The sequence below is a fragment of the Coprothermobacter sp. genome (assembly GCA_013824685.1).
Classification (GTDB): domain Bacteria; phylum Caldisericota; class Caldisericia; order Cryosericales; family Cryosericaceae; genus Cryosericum.
The window spans coordinates 39,492-59,395 of the sequence record PNOG01000008.1; the positions used below are offsets into that span (position 1 = coordinate 39,492).

Annotated in this window: 17 protein-coding genes; 9 read left to right on the forward strand and 8 right to left on the reverse strand. The window is 60.9% G+C overall.

Annotation, left to right across the window (positions count from 1 at the left end; translation table 11 throughout):
- Positions 1-20: 20 nt before the first annotated feature.
- The 4 genes from C0398_02200 to C0398_02215 are packed head-to-tail and all read left to right on the forward strand — an operon-like array spanning position 21 to position 3,402.
- Positions 21-926 carry a branched-chain amino acid ABC transporter permease gene (locus C0398_02200; protein MBA4364801.1) on the forward strand — a complete coding sequence of 302 codons (906 nt, stop codon included), beginning with the start codon at positions 21-23 and terminating at the stop codon, positions 924-926.
- Positions 841-1,929 (forward strand): branched-chain amino acid ABC transporter permease, encoded by a 1,089-nt coding sequence (locus C0398_02205; protein MBA4364802.1) that lies wholly within the window; start codon positions 841-843, stop codon positions 1,927-1,929. The genes C0398_02200 and C0398_02205 overlap by 86 nt, the downstream gene beginning before the upstream one ends.
- Positions 1,929-2,693, forward strand: coding sequence for a high-affinity branched-chain amino acid ABC transporter ATP-binding protein LivG (gene livG, locus C0398_02210; protein MBA4364803.1), 765 nt, complete (start codon positions 1,929-1,931; stop codon positions 2,691-2,693). Before C0398_02205 ends, livG begins: the two co-directional genes overlap by 1 nt.
- 1 nt (position 2,694) lies before the next feature.
- Positions 2,695-3,402: an ABC transporter ATP-binding protein gene (locus C0398_02215; protein ID MBA4364804.1), complete on the forward strand. Its 708-nt coding sequence runs from the start codon at positions 2,695-2,697 to the stop codon at positions 3,400-3,402.
- 91 nt (positions 3,403-3,493) lie between these two features.
- Here C0398_02215 and C0398_02220 read toward each other — a convergent pair whose 3' ends face one another.
- From C0398_02220 to C0398_02230, 3 genes are all read right to left on the reverse strand, one after another.
- Complete coding sequence (locus C0398_02220) at positions 3,494-4,516, reverse strand: fructose-bisphosphate aldolase class I (GenBank protein ID MBA4364805.1); 1,023 nt, start codon at positions 4,514-4,516, stop codon at positions 3,494-3,496.
- A 64-nt stretch (positions 4,517-4,580) separates the two neighbouring features.
- Entirely contained in the window at positions 4,581-5,480 is a 900-nt protein-coding gene (locus C0398_02225; protein MBA4364806.1) for a hypothetical protein, read from the reverse strand.
- A gap of 30 nt (positions 5,481-5,510) precedes the next feature.
- Positions 5,511-5,762: a hypothetical protein gene (locus C0398_02230; protein MBA4364807.1), complete on the reverse strand. Its 252-nt coding sequence runs from the start codon at positions 5,760-5,762 to the stop codon at positions 5,511-5,513.
- Positions 5,763-5,869: 107 nt separating this feature from the next.
- Here C0398_02230 and C0398_02235 point away from each other — a divergent pair, with 107 nt between their 5' ends.
- The gene (locus C0398_02235) at positions 5,870-6,721 is read left to right on the forward strand and encodes a hypothetical protein (protein ID MBA4364808.1); all 852 of its coding nucleotides are present in this window, start codon (positions 5,870-5,872) and stop codon (positions 6,719-6,721) included.
- On the opposite strand, the gene C0398_02240 is transcribed toward C0398_02235, so the two are convergent.
- Together C0398_02240 and C0398_02245 are read right to left on the reverse strand one after the other, a co-directional pair.
- Positions 6,722-7,990 carry an MFS transporter gene (locus tag C0398_02240; GenBank protein MBA4364809.1) on the reverse strand — a complete coding sequence of 423 codons (1,269 nt, stop codon included), beginning with the start codon at positions 7,988-7,990 and terminating at the stop codon, positions 6,722-6,724.
- Positions 7,991-8,106: 116 nt separating this feature from the next.
- Complete coding sequence (locus C0398_02245) at positions 8,107-11,103, reverse strand: hypothetical protein (protein MBA4364810.1); 2,997 nt, start codon at positions 11,101-11,103, stop codon at positions 8,107-8,109.
- Here C0398_02245 and lpdA point away from each other — a divergent pair.
- Positions 11,087-12,451, forward strand: coding sequence for a dihydrolipoyl dehydrogenase (gene lpdA, locus C0398_02250; protein ID MBA4364811.1), 1,365 nt, complete (start codon positions 11,087-11,089; stop codon positions 12,449-12,451). The two genes, C0398_02245 and lpdA, sit on opposite strands and share 17 nt — an antisense overlap.
- 29 nt (positions 12,452-12,480) lie before the next feature.
- On the opposite strand, the gene C0398_02255 is transcribed toward lpdA, so the two are convergent.
- From C0398_02255 to C0398_02265, 3 genes are read right to left on the reverse strand one after another with little or no spacing between them, the layout of a single operon-like run.
- A complete protein-coding gene (locus tag C0398_02255; protein ID MBA4364812.1) occupies positions 12,481-14,406 on the reverse strand; it encodes a hypothetical protein in 1,926 nt (641 codons plus the stop codon).
- On the reverse strand, positions 14,403-15,398 hold the full coding sequence (locus tag C0398_02260) for a hypothetical protein (GenBank protein ID MBA4364813.1): 996 nt from the start codon (positions 15,396-15,398) through the stop codon (positions 14,403-14,405). The genes C0398_02255 and C0398_02260 overlap by 4 nt, the downstream gene beginning before the upstream one ends.
- A gap of 27 nt (positions 15,399-15,425) precedes the next feature.
- Entirely contained in the window at positions 15,426-16,334 is a 909-nt protein-coding gene (locus tag C0398_02265) for a hypothetical protein (protein MBA4364814.1), read from the reverse strand.
- Positions 16,335-16,816: 482 nt separating this feature from the next.
- Between C0398_02265 and C0398_02270 the strand changes: the two genes are divergently transcribed.
- From C0398_02270 to C0398_02280, 3 genes are all read left to right on the forward strand, one after another.
- A complete protein-coding gene (locus C0398_02270; protein MBA4364815.1) occupies positions 16,817-17,674 on the forward strand; it encodes a ferredoxin-NADP reductase in 858 nt (285 codons plus the stop codon).
- A complete protein-coding gene (gene gltA, locus C0398_02275; GenBank protein ID MBA4364816.1) occupies positions 17,671-19,098 on the forward strand; it encodes a glutamate synthase (NADPH), homotetrameric in 1,428 nt (475 codons plus the stop codon). Before C0398_02270 ends, gltA begins: the two co-directional genes overlap by 4 nt.
- Before the next feature lie 143 nt (positions 19,099-19,241).
- Positions 19,242-19,883: a hypothetical protein gene (locus C0398_02280; protein ID MBA4364817.1), complete on the forward strand. Its 642-nt coding sequence runs from the start codon at positions 19,242-19,244 to the stop codon at positions 19,881-19,883.
- The last annotated feature ends 21 nt before the right edge of the window (positions 19,884-19,904 follow it).

Here is a 19,904-nt window from a genome sequence, read left to right on the forward strand (position 1 = left end):
CTCCTGTTGGAGGAGAAAACATGGGCCAGTTCCTGCAGCAACTCATCAACGGCATTCAGTTAGGCAGTATCTATGCCCTGATTGCCCTGGGCTATACAATGGTGTATGGCATCGTGCGCCTCATCAATTTCGCTCACGCCGACATTTTCATGGTTGGCGCTTACATGGGGTTCTTTCTCGCCCCTGTCATGGCCAAGGTCTTTGGTGGTGCCTTCATCCCGACGATCATCGCAGCCATGCTCATTACCGGCCTGCTTGGCTTCGTCATGGAGAAACTTGCCTATCGCCCGCTGCGGTACAAATCACGGTTGTCCGCCCTCATCACAGCGCTGGGCGTGTCGCTGTTCCTGGAGAACTTCTGTGCCCTGCCATTCGTCTTCGGCCCGACGTTCCGCAAGTTCCCCGACCTCATCGTGGCCAAGAACATTCCCCTCCCCGGCAGCCTCGGCCTCATCATCGACAACGTGCTGCTGCTCGACGTCGGCGTTTCGGTCGTCCTGATGGTCCTGCTGTTCTGGTTCGTGAACAAGACGCTCATCGGCAAGCAGATGCGTGCGGTGTCATTCGACAAGCCGACAGCAAGCCTCATGGGCATCAACATCGACGTCGTCATCAGTACGGCCTTTATCGTGGGTCCGGCGCTGGCAGGTGCCGGCGGCATCCTGTTCGGCGTGACCTACGGCAGCCTGAATTCCCCGTCCCTGGGCATATGGTGGGGCCTAAAGGCGTTCATCGCAGCGGTCCTTGGCGGCATCGGCAATATCCCGGGCGCCGTGCTGGGCGCGTATATCATGGGAATCTCGGAGGCGTTTGCGACGTCGGTCAACTCCAACCTGGGGTATGGCATCGCGTTCGCCATCCTTATTGGCATCCTGCTTGTTCGACCAAGCGGCCTGCTGGGCAAGTTTATGCCGGAGAAGGTCTGACATGACCTTTCTCCGTACGCACCGCACCCTAGCCACAGTCATTGCATTCGTGCTGGCCTATGTCGTCATCAAGCTACTGAGCATCCTGCCCCTCGTCGACGGAGGACCTCTTCTGAACGGCTACTACATCCAGCTCATTGCCCTGGTCGGCATCAACATCGTCATGACCGTCAGCCTGGGCATGGTGAACGGTTTCACCGGCCAGTTCTCCATCGGACATGCTGGTTTCATGGCTGTCGGCGCCTATACCTCAGCCATGATTACGACAGTCTGGTTGCATACAAGTACAGCCAATCCATGGGTCGCGTATCCTGTCTTCATTGTCGCGATTCTTACAGGAGGGTTGCTGGCTGCGGCAGCAGGCTATCTTGTCGGTGCGCCGTCGCTGCGTCTCAAGGGCGACTACCTGGCCATCGTGACACTGTCCGCCAACGAGCTCATCCGCACCGTCATCCGTGTCACTGAAGTGCTCGGTGGTCCCCGTGGCCTGGGCGGCATCCCCAAGCTCACCACGCTGGAGGTCGTCTTCGTGTTCGCAATCGTGAGCGTCGTTCTCATGCGCAACTACCTGTTCTCGTCGTACGGTCGCTCCATGAAGGCGGTCCGCGACTCCGAGATCGCCGCAGAGTCAATGGCCATCAATACAACGCGCCAGAAGGTCTTTGTGTTTGTCTTCTCGGCCTTCTTCGCCGGCGTCTCGGGCGGTGTCTTTGCTCACTTGCTGCAGTTCATCCACCCGGACAACTTCAGTTTCGTGAAGTCGCTGGAGTATCTGATCTACCTGTACGTCGGCGGCTCCACATCAATCAGTGGTGCCATGGTCGGCCCGGCCATCTTCACGTTCCTGCCCGAACTAATGCGCGGTCTGCAATCATGGCGCCTGGTCATCTACCCACTGATCCTCATCTTCGTCATGATCTTTCGGACAGAAGGCATTATGGGCCTCAAGGAATTCGGCTTCATCCTCATTCCCCAGCGTCAGAGGAAGGAGGTGAGCGCATAATGGCTCTCCTCGACGTTACGCATCTCACGCAGTTCTTCGGCGGCCTGCGCGCCGTTTCCGACTTCAACATCCAGTTGGAGCACGGCGAGATCGTCGGCCTCATCGGGCCGAACGGCGCAGGAAAAACCACCGTGTTCAACGTGCTCACCGGCGTCTATACGCCGACGAGTGGCACAATTGTCTTCGACGGGCAAAACATTGTGGGCAAGAAAACCCACCAGATCGCCCAGGCAGGGATCGCACGCACGTTCCAGACTATCCGGCTGTTCGGCAAATCCAGCGTTATCGACAACATCAAGATCGCCTATCACTTCCGCATGTCCTACGGCAATACTGATGCGTTCCTGCACACACGAAAGTACTGGCAGGGCGAGCAACTTGTCGACGACTATGCCATCGACCTCCTGCGCCTGTTCCACCTGGAGGGACATGCCGACGACATCTCGGGTTCCCTTCCCTACGGGGCCCAGCGCCGCCTGGAAATCGCCCGCGCTCTTGCCACCAAACCCAAGCTCCTCATCCTGGACGAGCCGGCTGCCGGCATGAACCCGGCAGAGGCAGACGAACTGTTGGAAATGATCCACTGGCTCCGCGACAAGTTCGACCTGACTATCCTGCTCATCGAGCACCAGATGAGGGTGGTCATGGGCGTGTGCGAACGTATCAAGGTCATGGACTTCGGCGAGACCATCTGCGAAGGCGTGCCCGAGCACATCCGCAACGACCCGCGGGTCTGCGAAGCATACCTTGGAAAGGGGGCCTGACATGCTGCTCGAAGTCCGGAACATCGACGTTTTCTATGGTTCCATCCGTGCCCTGAAGGATGTATCGTTCAACGTGGAGAAGGGTGAAATCGTCTCGATCATCGGTGCCAACGGCGCCGGCAAGTCGACGACCTTGCGCGCCATCTCCGGCATTCTGCGTGCAGCGTCCGGCAGCATCATTTATGACGGACAGGATATCACCCACACGCCGCCGCATCTCATCGCGCGCATGGGTATCTCCCAGGTCCCCGAAGGCCGTGGCATCTTTGGCAACCTGACCGTGCAGGAAAACCTGGACGTGGCGCTGTCGTCGGTCAAAGACAAGAAGTCGGCCGGCCCCAACCAGGACAAGGTATTCTCGCTGTTCCCGCGTCTCAAGGAGCGCAGACGACAGATCTCCGGAACACTGTCAGGTGGCGAACAGCAGATGCTGGCAGTTGGTCGGGGTCTCATGCAGAACAACCCGTTCATGCTCCTCGACGAACCCTCGATGGGCCTGTCGCCCGTGCTGGTCGAGGAGATTTTCGGCATCATCGTCGAGATCAACCGTCTGGGCAAGACGGTCCTGCTCGTCGAGCAGAACGCATTCAAGGCGCTGTCCATAGCCAACCGCGGATACGTGCTGGAAACCGGTTCCCTGGTACTGTCAGGGACAGCCGCGGAACTGCGTAACAACCCGGACGTGAAGAAAGCCTACCTGGGCGGCTAGCCTCCCCGCCGTTCCTCCTTCTCAGCGTTCCGGGCAGTGGGGTATCTCTACTGCCCGGAACGTCGTTTCGTGGGTCAGATCCCCAGGGGGCCTACTGCTGCTGGCGCTCGAGCTCGGGCGTGTACGAACCGGTCCGTGCAGCGCTGTTGCACTTGCCTCGATGATAGAAGGCCGCCTGCGCCGCCGCCACATTTGCCTGCTCACCGTGCCAGATGGTGAGTGCGGGCTCCTGCAGTGCCCGTCCGTACGAGTAGCTGAGTTCCCACGGGTGCGGTCCCAGCTTGTTCATCGCATTGAGATGAGCGGTCGCCAGTTCGGACGACTGCCCGCCCGACAGGAAAACGATGCCCGGGACAGCTGCCGGGACAGTACGGCGTAGTGTGCGCACGGTCGCCTCGGCCACGTCCTGGACCCCCGCTTGATGTGAGCAGGACTTGCCGGAGACTGTCATGCTCGGCTTGAGCAACATGCCCTCGAGCAGGACCCCTTGCCGGGCAAGCTCCTTGAAGACAGACCTCAGGACGCCCGAGGTGACAAACTCGCACCGTTCCTGGTCATGATCACCGTCCATGAGGACCTCGGGTTCGACGATCGGAACAAGTCCAGCTTCCTGTGCCAGGGCCGCATAGCGCGCAAGGTCCTGGGCGTTGGCACTGACACATGCCTTGCTTGGGATACCCGTTCCAATCGTGATGACGGCACGCCACTTGGTGAACCGTGCGCCCATCGACCGGTACTCGGCCAGCCGTTCGCGGAGTCCATCCAGTCCCTGTGTGACCTTCTCACCGGGGTGAAGCGCCAGCTCAACCGCTCCCGTGTCGACCTTGATGCCAGGGATAACAGCCTTCTCGGCCAGCAGCCTGGGAAATAGCGTTCCACCCAGAGACTCCTGGCGAATCGTTTCGTCATACAAGATGACGCCCGCAATGAATTCCTCGATACCGGGCGTCGTAAACAGCATGTCTCGATAGGCGCGATGCGTCTCGGCCGTCGACGGAATGCCCAACTTCGCAAATCTCTTGCCGATCGTCCCAACACTCTCGTCAGCCGCCAGGATTCCCTTGTGCGGCGCCACCAGAGCTCTTGCCGTCTCCTTCAATTCACGTTCGTACAACATACCATCCTCCTTGTCCGCAGCTCGCCCCTGAAAACGCGGCACATGCGCATCTACTACGTGGTCACTCGGCTGAGTCGTCCGTCTCGTCCATATCCTCGTCGGTTTCGTCGAGATCGGCAGCGCGACTGCGATAGTCCTCTGCCAGTTCCTTGTTTCCAGCTTCTTCGTACGACTCGCTCATTTCCCAGAACAACTGCTGTCGAAGCTCCAGGTCGGGCTCGTCGGCTTCGAGGTCCAGCGCCTGCTGGAACAGGACGACAGCCTGCTCATGGTTTCCGTCGAGTGCACTCGCGTCGCCGATCGTCTGGAGTGCACGCGCCTGAAAAAGCTTGTTGTGGAGGGCCTTGCCGAGAGCGCCGCCTTTCTCAGCGAGCTCACGTGCCTTGCCTGCGTCTCCTTGGGCGACGGCCACCTGGCTCATGATGAGAAGAGCGTCGGTTTCGACCTCCCTGTTGCCCATGCCCTTTGACGTGTCGCAAGCGACTTGGAAATAGTACATTGCCTTGTCCCACTCCTCCATCTCCGTATACATGCCACCGAGGTCACTCGCATAATGCAGCGTGAGCTCAGGATCGGCCGGCAGAGCCTTGGCCAGCGCTTCGGCCTTCAGCGAGACACTGATGCCTTTCTCCAACTCATCAAGCATGCCGTACAGGGGGCCCATGTTGACATAGACGTGGGCCAGGCCGGCATTGTCATGCTTGGCCTCGTACAGCACCACCGCCCTGTCCAGCAGGGCCAGCGCGGGTTTGAACTCGTCCTGCTCGGCAAGAACTACCGCAGCGTCCTGCAATGCGGTCGCAGGCGGCGTGCCCGCCGGACACGCCTGCTCCACCTTCTGAACGAAGTCCTTGGGGTCCTTCTTGAACGAACGCGTCAGCTCCGCGAGGCGTTCCCGCTGCCTGCGGTCCTTGCGATCCTCGGCGCTGCTGCTCATCGGTTCCCTGTTCTTGTCTGTCATGTCTGGTCCTCCTGTGCTGTTCTGCCGCGACTATGCGCGCGGACTGGCCAGCTGATTCGCGGCAAACGCGATCGCGCGCCGCATGTACGCCTCATCGAACCCACTTACAACGGCCGGTGTCTCAAACACCCACAGTGTCAACTCCGGCGTATAGATGCCACTCACGGACTTGATGTGGGTTGCCGTCTTGCCTATTCCCGCATAGCCCAGTCGGCGAGTGCACGCAAACATGCATATCTGACAGCCTGTACAGCGTTCCGCGTCGATGACGGATAGTCTCATTGCTTCTTCTCCTTGCACTGCTGCGTTGTTGGTAGTTACATCCACGTACTCATTAATAGTATACGTCTGCTGTAGCTATTGCATGCACACATATCGACGTACCCGGCATGAACGTGAGTCGTTTCGCCAACTCAGGAATTGCCGAACTGATCGCTTCCACGCTGGAGACTGCTCTCAAAAAACCAACATGGCGATTGAGCGTCAAACAAAGAAAAGCAAACGTCTGTTTCTGGCAAGCCTGTTGCTCTGTGGTTCGCCTGGGGTCCGGTTTGAGTATACTTTCCTTACAGTACGGGGAGGCTAGAATGGAACAGTTTCACGAGACGATGGCGGGAGCCACGGTCACGCGCATGCCGGTCGGCCCCCTGCTGACCAATTGCTACCTGGTACAGTCAGGGACGGAGCTCATGCTCGTGGACCCCGGCATGGTCTGGAACCGGGAACTTGAGGAGGTGGCCACCGTCGTCGAGAGCGCCAACGCTCACCTCCGGTGGATCGTGTGCACTCATGGGCACTTCGATCACGTCTCGGGCGTCGACACGGCGATGAAGCGTTTTCCCGACGCGACGCTACTCATGAACCCGCGAGAGGCTGAACTCGCCAGAGATCCGATGGCGAACTACGCCGCACAGATGGGGTCAACATTCGCCATGCAGGCTGCGTCATCTCCACTGATTGCAGGGCAGGAGCTACCCCTGGGGCTTATCACCTACCGCATTGCGACCATACAGGGGCATACGCCGGCCAGCAGCATCCTCATCGCGGGAGACCACGCGTTCGTCGGCGATACACTGTTTGCCGGCAGCGTTGGGCGCACGCCCAGCCAGGAAGAGTTCGAACAGCTGCTTGCCGGAATACGCGTGACCCTCATGACGCTCCCCCCGGCCACACGCATCTTCCCGGGACACGGCAATCCGACGACCGTAGGCGCCGAACTGGGCGAGAATCCCTGGGTGTAATCAGAACCCGGACCTGGCTCGCAGCTGCGAGCGCGTCTGATCTAGATCGCGGGAAATGCTCGCAAGCGCAATCAGGTAGAAAGGCGTCCAGCACGTCACGGCGCCCGCGACGACCACGAGGAATGCCGTGCCCAGGCTCGCCCGAGAGGCCACAAGCCCAGCCAGAAACGGCGCCAGGGCCGCTCCGGTCGTCTCGACCAGGCCCTGCATCGCAAGAGCGGTGCTCCGAACCTCCGGCAGGCTCACGTCACTGATCGTCGCCCCTATGTTCGGAGCTGCAAACGAAGTCAGGAAGGCTCCGGTCGCCGCCAGCAAGGCAAACAGGACCGGCTGCGTTGTCGCCGTGAGAAGGGCAGCGCACAGCAGAACAGACCCTGGGAGCGTTGCCATGCCTACAAGGAGACGGCCCTGGGGCATCCTCCGGAACATCTTGTCACCGAGCACTCCTCCCAGTGGGAATCCCACACCGAGCCCCAGGACTGTAAGGGCCGCCACTGAGAGCGACGCTGTGCCGGTGTAGCCCCGTTCAGTCTCGAGATACCGAAAGAACCAGAATGTCACGACGTTGATGGGCACAATGGCGAAGAACCCCTGGGCATACAGTGCCACGAGGGTCCTCCGCCGCAGCAGGCTGCGCGCGACCGCCCAGCTAAATCGTGCCGCCACGACCGGCGCCCCTGCAAGCTCCGGCTCTGTCGCTCCCCGTGCGACGTCCTTGACCACAAGCGCGACGAGCATGGCAACGATCAGGCCCGCTCCTCCCGTCACGACGAAGATCCACCTCCAGCCGATGAGCGGAGCGAGGGTCGTCGCCAGGACTGCGCCAAGAACATACCCGCCCGGCATCGCCGTCTTGAGCAGAGCATACACCCTCCCCCGCATGCGTGGCTCGAACGTGTCGGCAAGCAAGCTGTAGACACCGGGCGTACTGGCGTCATCCACACCGGTGGCCGCCCGTGCCACAACGAACCAGCCGAAGGTGGGAGCGAGCGCCGCGAGCCAGGTTGTTGCACCCCAGATAGTCGCAGCAAGTGCAATGAGTCGCGCCCGCGAAAACCGGTCAAAGAGATATCCCCAGACCGGGAAAAGCAGACCGCCGACAATAAGTGCCCCGGAGACTACCGCACCCATCTGCCCCTCATCGATGCTGAAGGAGGCCATGATGGAACTTGTCAGCGGGCCGACGAGCAGCCGGTCTGCCTGATGAAGCAGTGTGAAGAGGACCAGTACTGCCAGTACGGCCCATCTGTTGGAACGACGGTGCCTCATACTCACCTCTCCGGATGTGTCCTCCTAACACTGTACATCAGCTGACGCAGTCTATCAAGCGCACAGGCCCCTCCTCACGAAGGAGCCTGTGCCATGATTCACTGCGCGTACGGTTCTCAGGAAGCCGGATAGGTGATTGTCACCTCGCGCTTCACGGCATCCCACCCAACACTGGCGCCAAGCTGCTCAGCGATGAACCGGAACGGCAGCATTGTACGGCCAGGTGGCAGGATGACTGGCTTGACCTCGGGGTTCTGCGGGTCGATGAGCATGTAGGCACCGTCGACGCGCGCCGTGTTCCTGCCCACCCAAAGCTCGATGACCAGGCTGTCCCGGGTCAGGGTGACCTTGCGCTCCACTGGATCCCAGGCGACGTCCGCCCCAAGCGCCTCTGCGACGTACCGGACAGGACCCAGTGTCCGGCTCTCCAGGATGACGGGCGCCACATCCATCATCATCGACACGCCGTTGACCGTGTAGTTCTTCTTGTCGATGATCAGCTTCATGACGACGGACTGCACTTCGGCAGGTGTTGTGACTGTGAATTCGTTGGACCAGCCGGACTCACCGCCTGCGTTGTATGCTCGTATCCTGTAACCATAGGCAGTTGCTGGTAGGACGGTCTCGTCGGCCCACTTAATCGCGTCCGCTCCGACTGTCTTGACCTGTGCCCAGGCCCCAGTTCCGGTGCGGCGCTCAATCCGGAATCCGTCCTCGTTGGATGCGTTGTCGATCCAGTTCAAATCGACGGACCGGGGGTTGCCCGCTGAGGCCGTCAGAGATGTCGGCGCAAGCGGGGCGGTCACAGGTGCCGCAGGGGTCGTCACAGACGCCTCGTTTGACCATCCAGAGTCTCCCGCGGGGTTACGCGCCTTGACGGCGTACGTATACATGGATGACGGAGCCATACCGACATCCTGCCAGCTCGTCGTGCCGGCCGGCAGATCGGGTGACACCTGGCCAAAGACAATAGCGGTGCCATCTCTGCGATAGACACGGTATGAATCCTCGTTGCTGGCATTGTCCGCCCAGGTCAGGCCGACGGCAGTAGAGGATTGGGCCACAGCAATGAGACTGGTCGGTGTTGCGGGTGGCGTCAGAGCCGCAGACGTCGTCACTGGTGACGATGCCGGTGAGAGTTCCGAGACGTCGTCGTCCCTCACAGCCTGCAGCTTGTAAGAATACGCTGTTCCAGGAAGACAGGTCGTATCTGCGAACGACGTGACGTTCGCCGCGACCGTACTAAGGTCGGCAAACGGGCCAGCCGAGACGCTTCTCAGTATGTGGACGCTCGTAGCATTGGCATCAGGTGCGCCCCACGAGAGGTTCACCGTGGCCGTACCCCCAACCGTCGCCAGGGGCGCAGAGGGTGCCGTCAGCACCCAGGTGTCCAGCGCAAGCGTCTGAGGACTGTATCCCCCTTCACCCCAAGCCCTAACCAAGATGTACCATTTGCCGTACTCGGCATCCACAATTGCCTTCGACCGCTGTGTAGCAGGAAGCATGTCTGGCATGACTGGATCCGTTACGCGCGTCGGCTTTGACCACACATGGAACTGACTGCAGTTGCCGGAATGCGCCCAGGAAACGGTGATGGTTCGTCCCGAGCTGTGCGCAACCTGCTCTGTGGGTACTTCTGGGAACGTCGTGATGGAAAGCATGGGCGACATTGCCGACACATCCCTGTCGCTGCTCTCGGTCCCGGTCTTCCATGCCCGTACGTAGTAATAGTAGTTCTTGTTCGGGTCGAGTCCCGTGTCCACCCAGGAAGTGTCGGTGCGAGGACCCTCATGGACAACGGAGGGGCGCATCAGCGGGTTCACGGTCCTCAGGACCTCGTAGCCGGTCGCAAGCGGATCAAGTCCTGTCCACTTGACGCGGATGTCTCTCGTGCCCTCGACGTGCTGTACAGCAGCCCCAACTGGCACCGTCAGCACCCAGGAGGAGACGGCCGCCGACCACTCGCTTTCCGTCGTCGTGGTCCAGATGAAGGTGACGGTCTCCACTGCCCTCACGCGGTACGTGTTCTGCCCAGCGGACTGGTCCTCGATCGCCAAGGTCGTTACCGGGTAGGCCACCGTTCCAACGTCAAGCCAGATCGGAAAAATACCGCTCCGCTTCTGCACTTCGAAGCTTAGACTGTGGAAGAGTTCGGCCGTGTAGGTGTATTCCCAATCGACGACGACGCTCGACCCCAGCGAGTGGGCCTCGACGGCTCCCGGGACCGACAGCGCCGTGATCCTGGCATCGGCCCAGCAGGCCCAATCCTTGGTGGACGACCCGTTGGCGGAGACACGCAGGACGAACTTCCCCGTCTTGCCCTTAAGCGCGTCCAAGCTGTAGTACCGCGTCTGGATCTTTCCGTCGTAGGTGTCCAGCAATCCGACATTTGCGGTCGTGTTCCCGGCGGGGAAGTAGTACCAGGTCGACGTCCCGTTTTCCATGAAGCGGATGGAGTAGTGAACCCCGTTGGTGCCAGAAGCGCCCGTAAGGAATCCGACACTCAGCGTGAGTGTGGCTCCGTCGGGGACACGTATATCTCTGTATGTTCCTTCAATGGCTCCGTCGTTGACCCATTGAGGGTGCGTTTCCAGCACTCTGTGGCGACTGACGCCATCCTCAAGAGTCGCCGGGCTCACGTACATCGCAAAGCCACGGATGTCGGTGTTTGGACCACCAAATGAGATCGGCACCGCCGTAGTTTGCCATGTCGCAGTCGGCGCGTTTGCAATGAAATCATACACCAGTGTCGTCTGCGTCGTCGCCGCCTCGATTGGAGATGCAGGCGCAAAAAACGGGACACACATGGCCAGGATGAGTAGTGCAACGAACAGTCTTCGACTCATGGCTCCTCCTTGATACTCTTGCTGCCGATTGAGACCCGACGAACTCGTTCCACGAAACCGCGCACTGTATCTATCCCTATGATACGCTGCGCTTGCCCGAGTCAAGGTCGTGCGAGCGCGCAACACCATGTACAAACCGCTCACGCATTGCATGGTTTCGAGACCTGAAACCAGATGACTTCCAGAGTTGACCGGGGAGCCCAGTGTGATACCATGAACGTGCATCGCGACAACATCGCAGGAGGCTGACATGGTGGACGTGTTCATTATCGGTGGTGGACCTGGAGGGTACGTCGCAGCAATCAAGGCGGCTCAGCTGGGTCTGTCGGTCGCGCTGGCGGAAGAGGCCGACATGGGCGGTACGTGCACCAACTGGGGCTGCATCCCCACCAAGACGATGCTTGCCAGCAGCAAGCTGCTGACGCGCATGCGGGAGGCCCGCAAGTTCGGACTGACGGCCGAGGGCGTCGGAGCCGACTTCGGCGCCATCATGACGCGCAAGGACCAGGTCGTCGTGCGCCTGCGTAAGGGAATCGAATACCTGATGAAGAAGAACAACATCCAAGTCTATGCCAGCCGGGCGACCCTGCACGATGCGACACACGTCTGTATCGGCGCGACCGGTGAAGTTGTCGAAGCGAAAAACGTCATCATCGCGACCGGCAGCTCCCCCATCAGGTTTCCTCCCTTCACCGATCCGGGCATCTGGACCAGTGATGACGTCTTCCGCAACAGGGAGCAGCCGAAGGAACTCGTTGTTATCGGGGGCGGCGTTATCGGCGTCGAGATGGCGACATTCTTCAGCGCCGTCGGGACGAAGGTCACGATCGTCGAGCTGATGCCACATATCCTGCCTGCCGAGGATGAGGACGTGGCCCTGGCCCTCACTGCCACCCTCAAGAAGCGAGGCATCACGATCATCACCGGGGCGAAGACCCAGTCGGTCACCCCTGCGGATGCCGGTTACACCCTGATACTCGACGTGAACGGCAGCACACAGGAAGTCCACGGCGACCACGTTCTACTGTCCATCGGACGCCGTTCGAATGTCGGCCCCGAACTCGAGCCGCTGGGCGTAACACTCTCGAAGAAGGGGATCGTCGTCGACGATCACATGCACACCAGTGTCCCCGGCGTGTACGCTGTCGGTGACGTAAAGGGGACCTACATGCTGGCACACGTCGCCGAGAAAGAAGGGGTCGTCGCGGCCGAGAACATCGCCGGGCACGACGCTCACATGGTCTACACGGCTGTCCCTTCGGTCATCTTCACCGACCCGGAGATCAGTGTGGTGGGCAAGAGGGAATACGAGCTCAAGGCAGAAGGGATCCCCTACAAGGCGGGGACATTCCCCGTCAGCGCCAGCGGCAAGGCGCGGACGATGGAAGAAAGCATCGGCTTCGCCAAGGTCCTGGCACATGCCGAAACCCACGAGGTCCTGGGAATCTCCCTCTACTGCGCCGAAGCCACCGACCTGGTCATGGAATCGGTCCTGGCCGTACAGTTCGGCATGACGGCGGAACAGCTGCTACAAGCGATTCACCCGCATCCGACGATGACTGAGATGATCATGGAGGCCGCCGAAGGTTCGATCGGACTACCCCTGCAATTGTGAATATCATTAGTGCCTGACCCCAAAGGGATTCACAATTGAGGACCGGCCGTCGCTTGGGCACGCCGCGCATCGTGGATGAGTCGCAGGACGGCCTTCTCCTCCTCCACCGATCGCTCCCCGGCGAAGAGGGCGTCATAGACGCGCCAGACAAGGCCTTCAACACCGGGAGACGGCGCCGCACGGTGCACCAGCTCCAGAAGCGTCTCGCCGGGGCGCCGCCGTTCTCCGACGAGGTCCTCCAGCGCTGAAGCGAGCCGGCCACGCCTGTCCTCCGACCGGCGGCGCAGGAACAGAACTGCCAGGGCGGCAGCCGCACATAGGCCCGCAATGACGCGCCAGTCACGCGCCAAACGTGACACTGTCGTCCGGAAGGACTCGAACGCCCCGGCGACGGCACGGCCACTGCCAGTGAGAAACTGGCTGAGACTGTTGGCCGTCTGCACCTGCCTGGCCAGGTCGTACGTGACGACGTTCCGGTACCAGGCCATGCGAATATTGTCGAGGACATTTGTCATCAGCGACACCTGCTGGAAGGAGCTGGGCGTCGGGTCGTAGCGAACCCAGAGGTTCCCATCCAGGACCTCGACCCACGTGTGTGCGTCCTTGGCCCGAACAATGAGATACCCCGAGGCGTTGTTCCACTCTGTGGCTACGAAACCGGACACCAGGCGGGCGTGAACGCCCTCGGCACGCAGCAACAACACCATGGACGTCGCGAAGTGCTCGCAGTACCCGGTGCGCCGGTTCACCACGAAGTCCTCCACCGAAGACGCCGTCGGGTTCAGTGAGTAGTCATAGTTGGCCAGGAGATAGTCGCGAGTCGCTCGCGCCTTGTCTCTGACTGTCAGACCCTGCACGATACGTGAGGCAACGTCCCTGAATGCCTGCGAAAGCTCAGGGACCTGAAGGTACCTTCCCAGCAATGTCGGCCGTCGAGCCACGACACTGTCTACAGGGACCGTGTCTCGATCCAGCGACGAGACATCGTACCGGATCGTCTTGTAGTACGGCGCATCCGTGAACAGGCTCCCCTCCGTGTCGCGCCGAAGGTACTGAAACTGCCCTCGCACTCCGGTCACATGTTCCAGTCCGAAGACGACGTCCGTCCCAGTCGGCTCGAGGTACACGGTCGTCAGCGTATCGGGTTGCTGCTCGCTCACCACAAACGAATCAATCCCGGAGGACGCATACAGGGACTCAGGGCGACCAGCGGCGACCAGCCATTGCCTGCCATTGAAGGTCGTGTAGCGCATGCCCGAGATGTAAGCAGGCAGGGGCAACCGGGGACCACCCTTCCGGGGCTCGACACGCATGACGACGGTATTGTCCTGCTGAACTTCTCCAGGGGTGATCGTGACGTCCTTGGAGAAACCTGTCGTCTGGGTCGCCAGCGCAGGACTGCCCTTGATATAGCCCAGTGTCCACCGCGGAAGGGCAAAGAACACGCCAAATGCAAACACAAACGACACGAGCGCAGACACGACGATGACACCATAAAATCCCCAGCCGATGTGCGGGACCCTGCCTTCAAACTGGGCCATGATCAGCAGGACGGTCGCAATCAGGAACTCGGTGAGCAGCAGAAGCCCGAATGCCGCTGAGATGGACCCGGCGGCAGACAGGACAGTAACAAAAACGCCGATGAGCACCAGTCCCTGATAGTCGCGGGTATTTTCTGTCAGAACGAATCGGCACGTCATTGCTGCCAGCATCGCCTGCGCAAGGAGAGCGAAGAGCTGGGTCCCCAGGACCACGAGGACGAGGAACCAGACGAGGGGGAGTGCTTCGAGAGAGCGCCGTCCCCAGCGCCCCTGAACGTGCCCGGCCAGGAGCAGGGCCACGAGGAATGCGATGGCATACAGAGCATACCAGGACTCGACGATGGACAGAAACCCGCACGCCGTGAGACCGAGCAGGAACGCCAGCATGCGCCGGATGTCCAGCGAACTCTTCACGGAGCACCACTCACAAAGGTGATGGCTTCGTGCGTGAAACTGTGGAGAGGTCCGGAATGGGGAGGGTCCTCCGTGAGTTCCGCCAGAGCCAGCAGCTCCATTGCCTGCTGCCACACCCTGCGCTCACGTCCGACCAGAAACGATCCGGGAAGAGCAAGCGCGACGGCCTCTCCCGACTCGAAGACCGACGTCAGACCACTCGCGATCTTCGAGACGCCGAGTTCAAACGCCTGGCTGTCAGGCCACGCACCCCTTGCCGTGTCGAGGTAGAAGACCGTCTCCTGTTGATACCTGGCTTCCTGTTCCACAACGTAGGGGTCGCCCCTCCGCGCCGACACCTTCCAGTCGATGTGGCGGGAATCGTCGCCCTCGTGGTACCTGCGCAGAGAGAAGAAATCCCCGTCGCCACCTGCCCTCGCTCTCTCGAGGCGGTGTTCGCCCTGTTCATCCTGCTGCCGCAAGAGGACGGGATGGATCTGTGGGTAGACAACCAGCTCCCCACCAACAATCACGTCCCTGCGCATCTCGACGATACCGAAGGGGAACGTCGACGCAATGTCCGCCCACAGTCCCGTCACGCGCCCTCGCGTGGGCAGGGTAAGGGTGAGTGGAAGTTCCAGGGCAGAACGAGCGTCCACGAAGGGAACGCTCAACGAAACAGTGTCTCCACGCTCCCGGACGGCGATGCGTGCGAAGAACAGCGGGAACGAACCAGTATTGCGAACCCTGATGCCGAGAAGTGCCGGACGGCCAGCATAGACCTCGTCTGCTGCGTCAAGCGAGATGTCGAGACGGCGAAGGTTCGCGACCGACAGCAGTCCCGAAAAGATAAGCGCAGAAAGGAGTGCGCTGAAGATGAGATACAGAAGGTTGTTGCCCGAGTTGATGGCGACCGCCCCGATGCCGATGATGGCAAGGAAGAACAACAGGCCACTGCGGGTCAGCCGTTCGGCTCGGTGGGACTTCCTGTACCGCAGCTCGACCAGATTCATCGCGATTGAAGCATGGAGCCACGCCCGTCAGGCAGGAGCGAGTACCTGCTCGAAGACGCGGTCGATATCGGCGCGCGATGCCCCTTTTCGACTGCCACGACGCAGGATGCGGTGAGCTGCTACGTATGGAGCCATCGTCTTGACGTCGTCAGGGACGACGAACGTGCGACCCTGCAGCAGCGCCCATGCGCGAACTGCCTTGAGCAGATCGATAGCGCCCCGCGGGCTGACGCCAACCTCGAACAGCGTCTCGGAACGGGTCGCGCGCGCAAACGCGAGGAGGTAGTCCAGCACCGCTGGTGCCACCGTCACGTTGTCGACCGCATCCTGTGCGTCCAGCACCTGCTGGACTGAGGCTACCGGCTGCAGATGGATGGAATGCTGGCGTACGGGGCGCTCGGTCAGGATCCTGCGCTCCGCGTCGACGTCCGGGTATCCAATACCCATGCACAGCTGGAAGCGGTCCAGTTCGCTCTCGGGCAGAGGGTACGTCCCCGTATACTCGATAGGATTCTGTGTGGCGATGACGAAGAACGGGTCTGGCAGCTCCCATGTCGCCCCGTCGATACTGATGCGCCGATCGTTCATGGCCTCCAGAAGCGCAGATTGGGTCTTGGGGCTGGCCCTGTTGATCTCGTCGGCCATAACGACGTTCGCGAAGATGGGGCCGCGCCGGAACCGGAACTCCCCGGTAGCAGCCTCATAGACGTTGACGCCAAGGATATCGGCGGGCAGGAGGTCGGACGTGAACTGGATTCGGCTATAGGACGCTCCGATGGATTGCCCCAGTGCTTGCGCCAGCGTCGACTTGCCGACACCCGGCACGTCCTGCAGCAACAAATGTCCACCCGCGATCATTGGAACCAGGGCCAGCAGGACCTGTTCATGCTTGCCACGCAGCACGGTCTCGACGCTGGCCGCTATCGCGGTCACCATATCCGTCGCTGCCTGCAGTCTGTCTGTCTTCCCGCTCATATCAGCTCCCCTCGTCCATGTGTTCCCAACATCAGGGCTACTTCTACCTGCAGCAGTCATCCGTTCACGACCGGTCCCGGCGCGGTGACAGCGTTCATTTCCCCTGACACCAAGGACCAACCCGCCCGCGCCATCTCTTCGACAATGGACCAGCCAGGCCCCCGCCACACCAGATGGCGCCAAGGTGACCGCAAGGATCACACGGCACAAGGGCGACGCCAACCATCGATATGTGCTGGAGCGTACGCCGAAGCATCTCGGCTCCGTATCCGGCAATGAACGTCCCAAGCATCATCACACCTCTCTGGCTTAGGTTATACGACAATTGGGAAAGAACTGCAAACCATTGAGCAGAGGCGCCATCACAGCAACCGGCCTGATGCCTCTCGCCTTTTCGGAATATACTGTAACGAACTCATTCACCGGGAAACCAAGAGGAACGCATGAATACGATCTGCAGAAGAGAAGAGCTCGGACGCAACGTCGTCCGCTATGTCGTCGACGCGCCACTGGTTGCGATGCACAGGAAGCCTGGACAGTTTGTCATCATCCGCGTGACGGACCACGGTGAGCGGATTCCGCTGACGATTGCCGATGCAAACCCCGAGATGGGGACCATTTCCCTGATCGTCCAGTCCGTCGGCAAGACCACGCGTGAGATGGCCATGCTCAGACCCGGGAATGCCATCCACGACATTGTTGGCCCACTGGGCAAACCAACGCATATCCAGCGGTTCGGGACCGTGCTGTGCGTTGGCGGCGGCATCGGGACAGCTCCTCTCTACCCTATCGCGAAGGGCATGAAAGAAGCCCACAACCGTGTCATCACGGTCCTCGGAGCCAGGACGCACGACCTGCTCATTCTCGAAGACGACCTGCGCGCTGTGAGCGATGAGCTCATCGTCACCACCGACGACGGGTCGTATGGCACCAAGGGACTCGTGACCGACGCGATCCGCTCTCTCGTGAACGGCGGGACGCACATCGACCAGGCTGTCGTCATCGGCCCCCCTCTCATGATGAAGTTCACGTCTCTGCTCACCAAGGAACTCGGCATCCCCACGATGGCCTCCCTGAACCCCATCATGATCGACGGGACCGGCATGTGCGGCGGATGTCGTGTCACGGTGGGCGGCGAGATGAAGTTCGCCTGCGTGGACGGCCCAGAGTTCGATGCACACAAGGTAGACTGGGACAGCATGATCCGTCGTCTCGGGACCTACCACACAGCGGAGCAGGAGGCAGCTGAACGCTATGACCACGAATGCCGCGTCGGCCTGGACGCCGGGGAGGCCCGATGAACGCTGCCGATCGACTGAAGCTGCCGCCTGTCGTCATGCCCGAGCAGGACCCCGCCGAACGCGTCCACAACGTCCGCGAGGTGCCACTGGGGTTCACCCCCGCAATGGCGTTGCAGGAAGCGCAGCGCTGCCTTCATTGCACCAGCCAGCCCTGTGTCGAGGGTTGCCCCGTCGGCGTGCGCATCCCCGACTTCATTCAGGCCATCGAGTCCGGCGACTACATCGCCGGGATCGGAATCATCAAGCAGACCAACCTGCTGCCTGCCGTCTGTGGGCGCGTCTGCCCCCAGGAAGAGCAGTGTCAGAAGAGCTGCACCGTAGGCAAGGCGCACCGGGATGTCGGAAAGGCTGTGCAGATCGGCAAGCTGGAACGATTCCTGGCCGACTGGGAACGAGAGAACAACGCAGCAATCATCCCTCAGATTCCACCCTCGACCGGCAAGCGCGTAGCCGTCATCGGCAGCGGTCCCGCAGGCCTCACCGTAGCCGGCGACCTCATCAAGCTGGGTCACGCTGTCACCGTGTTCGAAGCGCTGCACATGCCGGGAGGCGTCCTGGGATATGGCATTCCCGAGTTCCGTCTGCCCAAGAAGATCGTCTATGCGGAGGTTGCCTACCTGACCAGACTCGGCGTCGATTTCCACTACAACACGGTCATCGGTAAGTCCCTCACGGTCGACGAGGTGCGCAGGGACTACGACGCCGTGTTCATCGGAAGTGGCGCCGGGCTTCCCAATTTCCTGGGCATCCCGGGCGAGAGTCTGCTTGGCGTGTACTCCGCCAACGAGTATCTGACGCGCGCCAACCTCATGCACGCCTACGACGAGAACTCCGACACCCCCATCCTGCACGGCAAATCAGTGGCGGTCCTGGGCGGCGGCAATGTCGCCATGGACTCGGCCCGGACGGCACTGCGGCTGGGAGCCCTAAGGGCCATGGTCATCTATCGACGCTCGGAGGAGGAAATGCCCGCCCGCAAAGAGGAATATCACCATGCGATCCAGGAGGGAATCGAGTTCCATTTCCTCCAGAACCCCCTGGAGATCCTCGGCAATAGTGAGGGATGGGTCACCGGCCTGACTCTGCAGAAGATGCAGCTCGGGGAACTGGACGCATCCGGTCGCAGGCGGCCGCTGCCGATTGCCGGCCAGATCGGCAATATCCCTGCGGACGTCGTCGTCGTGGCGATCGGCAACAACCCCAACCCGCTGATCCCCGCCGCTCTCCCGAGTCTGCAGATGAACAGGCACGGGGGCATCATCACTGACGAAGAAACCATGGAGACGTCGGTCCCGGGAGTCTTTGCAGGTGGCGACATCGTGCTGGGCGCTGCGACAGTCATCTTGGCCATGGGCCAGGGCCGCAAGGCCGCACGTGCCATCCACACCTTGCTCACGAGAACCACCGAGACGGCCAGGGGCTAGACCAGACATACGGGAAGCATTTGCGGGCCGGAGGACGTGTTCCGGCCCTTTTCGCTGTCCTTGTACTACACTCATCCAGGGCTATCATGCCTGGTGTGCCCGCGCAGCGCGAGTGAGCTGTCGTCGGGGAGGAGGAGAACGCGATGGACAGACTGAAACGATTCATGACGGAGAACTGGTGGAGATACCTGGTGAACGTCGTTCTCGCCGGTGGTGTCTACTGGTCCTCGACCTGGTACGGCATGACCAACCACGCGACGGCCAACGTCCACATCCTGCAGACAGCCTTCGATCGGTGGGTTCCGGTCATCCCGCAATTCATCGTCCCGTACAACTGGCTGGAACCTGTCCTCTACTTCTGTCTCCTGTTCTTCTTCGTCTTCCATCCGAAGATCTTCACGGCATTCGGCGTCGCCTTCATCGCCATCCAGGCTATCAGCAACGGTGTCTACATCGTGTTCCAGACGTATGTGCCCCGTCCCACCAACCTGGTCGCGGGCAGCAGCAGATACGTCGACGCTCTGCTGGCGAAGTATGCCAGCGACAACCCTTACAACTGCTTCCCATCGCTGCATTGCGGCCTGTCTGCTCTTGCCGCCAGCTTCTGGTGGGTCAAGAGGAGCTACCGTCCCGTCGCTTGCCTGATGACGGTGTTTGCCGTGGTCACGGTCATCGCCACTCAGGTCCTCAAGCAGCACGTCATCGCGGACGCGATCGGCAGTCTGCTGGCCGTTGCACTGTACCTTCTGGCCTATCGTATCTTCAACCTGAAAACGGAAGCTTGAGCCTCAGGTTTCCTGGAGCAA

Bases quoted from the DNA above. Each gene is read 5' to 3' on its own strand.
- C0398_02205 (MBA4364802.1), top strand. From the start codon at position 841: ATGGCATCGCGTTCGCCATCCTTATTGGCATCCTGCTTGTTCGACCAA.
- C0398_02260 (MBA4364813.1), bottom strand. From the start codon at position 15,398: ATGAATCTGGTCGAGCTGCGGTACAGGAAGTCCCACCGAGCCGAACGG.
- C0398_02225 (MBA4364806.1), bottom strand. From the start codon at position 5,480: ATGACAGACAAGAACAGGGAACCGATGAGCAGCAGCGCCGAGGATCGC.
- C0398_02240 (MBA4364809.1), bottom strand. From the start codon at position 7,990: ATGAGGCACCGTCGTTCCAACAGATGGGCCGTACTGGCAGTACTGGTC.
- C0398_02280 (MBA4364817.1), top strand. From the start codon at position 19,242: ATGGACAGACTGAAACGATTCATGACGGAGAACTGGTGGAGATACCTG.
- C0398_02230 (MBA4364807.1), bottom strand. From the start codon at position 5,762: ATGAGACTATCCGTCATCGACGCGGAACGCTGTACAGGCTGTCAGATA.
- C0398_02245 (MBA4364810.1), bottom strand. From the start codon at position 11,103: ATGAACACGTCCACCATGTCAGCCTCCTGCGATGTTGTCGCGATGCAC.
- C0398_02265 (MBA4364814.1), bottom strand. From the start codon at position 16,334: ATGGTGACCGCGATAGCGGCCAGCGTCGAGACCGTGCTGCGTGGCAAG.
- C0398_02215 (MBA4364804.1), top strand. From the start codon at position 2,695: ATGCTGCTCGAAGTCCGGAACATCGACGTTTTCTATGGTTCCATCCGT.
- C0398_02200 (MBA4364801.1), top strand. From the start codon at position 21: ATGGGCCAGTTCCTGCAGCAACTCATCAACGGCATTCAGTTAGGCAGT.
- C0398_02270 (MBA4364815.1), top strand. From the start codon at position 16,817: ATGAATACGATCTGCAGAAGAGAAGAGCTCGGACGCAACGTCGTCCGC.
- livG (MBA4364803.1), top strand. From the start codon at position 1,929: ATGGCTCTCCTCGACGTTACGCATCTCACGCAGTTCTTCGGCGGCCTG.
- C0398_02235 (MBA4364808.1), top strand. From the start codon at position 5,870: ATGAACGTGAGTCGTTTCGCCAACTCAGGAATTGCCGAACTGATCGCT.
- gltA (MBA4364816.1), top strand. From the start codon at position 17,671: ATGAACGCTGCCGATCGACTGAAGCTGCCGCCTGTCGTCATGCCCGAG.
- lpdA (MBA4364811.1), top strand. From the start codon at position 11,087: ATGGTGGACGTGTTCATTATCGGTGGTGGACCTGGAGGGTACGTCGCA.